Raw genomic sequence first — 3690 nt, 5'->3', positions numbered from 1 at the left:
CCCCCTGGACGCCCGTGGCCCCACCGCCGCCGTACCGGCCTCCGGCGTCACCGGCTGCCGCCCCGACGCCGGCTGCGGGGTCCGGGCCGGACCGGCCGCCGGTCCCGGTGAAGATCCTCATCGCCGGAGGCTTCGGGGTCGGCAAGACCACCACGGTCGGCGCGATCTCCGAGATCGCCCCGCTGACCACCGAGGCGGAGATGACCAGCGCCGGCATCGGGTTGGACGATCCGGGCGGCGTGAGCACGAAGTCCACCACCACCGTGGCGCTGGACTTCGGCTGCGTCACCATCGACCGCAGTCTGAAGCTCTACCTGTTCGGCACACCCGGCCAGAACCGGTTCGGCTTCATGTGGGACGACCTGGCCCGAGGCGCACTCGGCGCACTCGTGGTCGCGGACAGCTCCCGGCTGGACGACTGCTACCCGGCGATCGACTACTTCGAGCGGTCCGGGTTGCCGTTCGCGGTCGGCGTCAACGCCTTCGACGGCCGGCTCGCCCATGATCTGGACGTCATCCGCTGGGCGCTGGCCATCGGCGACCACGTGCCGCTGGTCCGGTTCGACGCCCGGGACCGACTGTCGGTACGGGACGCCCTCCTGGTCGTCCTGGACCGGGCGCTGGACCGCGCGATCAGGGAGCAGGGCGGCTGAACCATTCGCCGCCGCGACCCGTTCTCCAGCAGAGAGGGGGGACGCGATGAGAAGTGGTCTGGACGAGACACTGGCCCGGATGGCCCGCCGGGAGGAGGCGCTGCGCCGCCGGGCGGGGGACCCGGGCGACGAATCGGGCCGTCATGCGTCGCCCGCCGCCTTCCCGGCATCGGCGCCGGACGGGCGTACGGCCCGACCCGCGTGGGGCGACCCGACCGGCAACGGTCGGCCGAGCCTCGATCGGGATCCGGTGCGGGATGCCGTCGAGGCGGTGCGCCGTGTGGTGGACGCCCACCCGGGTCTCTCCGTGGCGTTGCGGGTCGAGCACGAGGGACGGACGTTCCCGCTGCGGGTCGAGTGGACGGCGACCGGAGCGACGGTCGGCCCGGACAACCCGGTCACGCCCCCAACGGCCCGACCGACGTCGGACCGGCGGACGGTGCCCGACTGGACGCCCGCCCCCGACCGGCCCACCGACGACCCGGCGGCCCGACTGGCCGAGATGATCCGTCGTAATCCGTCGCTGCTGACCGGTGACCGGTGACCGGTGACGGGGCGAGGGACGCCCTGGCCAGCTAGGGTCGGACGGTGGCCGAACCGGAGCTGATCCTCACCGCGCACCTGCGGCCCGCCGCGCTGGACGCCCGACGGGGCATTGTCCGGCTGCACCCGGAGGTGCTGACCGCGCTCGCGCTGCGCCCCGGTGACCCGGTGCGGCTGACCGGCCGCCGGGTGACCGCCGGGATCGTCGCGCCCGCCGAGCCGGGTGCGAACACCCGGCTGCTCTATGCCGACGACCTGGTCATGGGCAACCTGGGACTGCGCGACGGCGGGCAGGTGAGCGTCTGCGCCGTCCCGGTGGTACCGGCGCGGCGGGTGACCCTGACCGGTCCGGTGCCGGTCGTCGCGGCGGTGGCGCCGGAGATGCTCCGGTTGGCCCTGCTCGGCAAGATGGTCACCGTCGGCGACGACGTCTCCCTGCTCCCGCAGGACGTACTTCCCGACGCCCCGGTACGCGCCCTGGTGGAGGCCGCCCGGCGCAGCCTGGCCAACACCGTCGGGTACGCCTGGACCAACACCCTGCTCACCGTGGTCGACGCCGAGCCGGCCGGCGGCGCGCTGGTCACCATGGACACCACGGTCGGTTGGCAGCACGGCCCCGTCACCCACGGCTCCGCCGGCCCGGTGGTCGGTGGTGGCGCGCCGGGCGTGGGCAACACGTCGAACGCAGGTGGCAGGACGGACGGCGGACAGGTCGCGGCTGCCCGGGCCGGCACCACCGGCGGACCGAAGCCGGCCGGGGCGGACGCGGAGCCGGCCGGGGCGGACGCGGAGCCGGCCGGGGCGGACGCGGAGCCGGCCGGGGCGGACGCGGAGCCGGCCGGGGCGGACGCGGAGCCGGCCGGGGCGGACGCGGAGCCGGCCGGGGCGGACGCGGAGCCGGCCGGGGCGGACGCGGAGCCGGCCGGGGCGGACGCGGAGCCGGCCGGGGCGGACGCGGAGCCGGCCGGGGCGGAGCAGGACGCGCCGCGGGTGGACGAACTGCCCGGGCTCCGCGCCCAGGCCGAGCAGTTGACCGAACTACTCGACCTCGGCTTCCACCACCGTGAGGTGCTGGACCGCCTGGGCACCGGCGTCTCGCTGGGCGTACTGGTCAGCGGGCCGGCCGGGTCGGGCAAGTCGGCACTGGTCCGGGCCGTCGCCGCGGCCGTCGGCGCCCGGGTACGCCGGCTCTGGGCCCCCGAGCTGGCCGCGCTCGCCCCCGACGCGGCGGCCCGCCGGCTGCGCGAAGCAGCCGCCGAGGTGCGCGCCGCAGGGCCGGCGGTGCTGCTGGTCACCGACGTGGAGGCGCTGGCCCCGGCCGAGGACGCCGGCCCGGTGGCCACCGTGTTCCTGCAGGTGCTGGCCGAGACCGTCCGGTCCGGGGCAGCCGTGGTCTGCACCACCTCCCGACCCGAGTCGGTCGACTCCGCCCTGCACGCCCCGGACCTGCTCTCCCTGCGGATCACCGTGCCGCTGCCCGACCCGGCGCTGCGCCGCGAGCAACTGACCGTGCTGACCCGGCAGGTGCCGCTGGCCGAGGACGTACGCCTCGACGAGGTGGCCGGGCGTACCCCGGGATTCGTGGCGGCGGACCTGGCCGCGCTGGTACGGGAGGCCGGGGTACGCGCGGCGCTGCGACAGAAGTCGGCGCGCACGCCGACGGTGGCGATGGCCGACTTCACCGCCGCGCTGGAGGTGGTCCGGCCGACCTCGATGGCCGCCTCCACATTGGAGCTGGCCTCGGTCACCCTGGACGACGTCGGCGACCTGGTCGAGGTGAAACAGACCCTCACCGAGTCGGTGCTGTGGCCGCTGACCTACCCGGACACCTTCGCCCGGCTGGGCGTGCAACCGCCCCGGGGCGTACTCCTCTACGGCCCGCCGGGCTGCGGCAAGACCTATCTGGTGACCGCGCTGGCCGGTTCCGGCCGGGCGAACGTGCTGTCGGTCAAGGGCGCGGAGCTGCTCTCCAAGTGGGTCGGCGAGAGCGAACGGGCCGTCCGGGAACTGTTCCGCCGGGCCCGTGAGGCCGCACCCACGCTGGTCTTCCTCGACGAGGTGGATGCCCTGGCCCCGGTACGCGGCCAGTCGAGCGACGGGGGCACGACCGATCGCGTCGTCGCGGCGCTGCTGACCGAGCTGGACGGAATCGAGGCGCTGCGCAACGTGGTCGTGGTCGGCGCGACCAACCGTCCGGACCTGGTGGACCGGGCGCTGCTGCGCCCCGGCCGGCTGGAACGCCTGGTCCACGTGCCGCCGCCGGACGGACCGGCCCGGGCGGAGATCCTGCGCGCCGCGTCCCGGACCGTGCCGCTCGCCGAGGACGTCGACCTGGCCGCGCTCGGCGAGGAACTGGCCGGCTTCTCGGCGGCGGACTGCGCGGCGCTGATCCGCGAGGCGGCGCTGGCCGCCATGCGTGAGTCGCTGACCGCGTCCACGGTCACCGCCGCCCACGTGGCCACCGCCCGCGGACGCGTCCGCCCCTCCCTCGACC

The 3690-nt window shown here is 76.0% G+C and carries 3 protein-coding genes; all 3 read left to right on the top strand.

Annotation, left to right across the window (positions count from 1 at the left end):
- Nucleotides 1-107 precede the first annotated feature (107 nt).
- A complete protein-coding gene (locus tag E1166_RS29880) occupies nucleotides 108-653 on the top strand; it encodes an ATP/GTP-binding protein (RefSeq protein WP_243710597.1) in 546 nt (181 codons plus the stop codon).
- 46 nt (nucleotides 654-699) lie between these two features.
- Nucleotides 700-1197 (top strand): hypothetical protein, encoded by a 498-nt coding sequence (locus E1166_RS29875; RefSeq protein WP_132343163.1) that lies wholly within the window; start codon nucleotides 700-702, stop codon nucleotides 1195-1197.
- Between the two features lie 44 nt (nucleotides 1198-1241).
- The coding region (locus E1166_RS32400) for an AAA family ATPase (protein WP_243710596.1) at nucleotides 1242-3690 on the top strand (2449 nt) is incomplete at its 3' end.

It is taken from the genome of Micromonospora sp. KC213, assembly GCF_004348325.1.
GTDB lineage: Bacteria > Actinomycetota > Actinomycetes > Mycobacteriales > Micromonosporaceae > Micromonospora.
The sequence above is the reverse complement of the archived record's forward strand: the minus strand, read 5'-3'. Positions and strand labels throughout refer to the sequence as shown.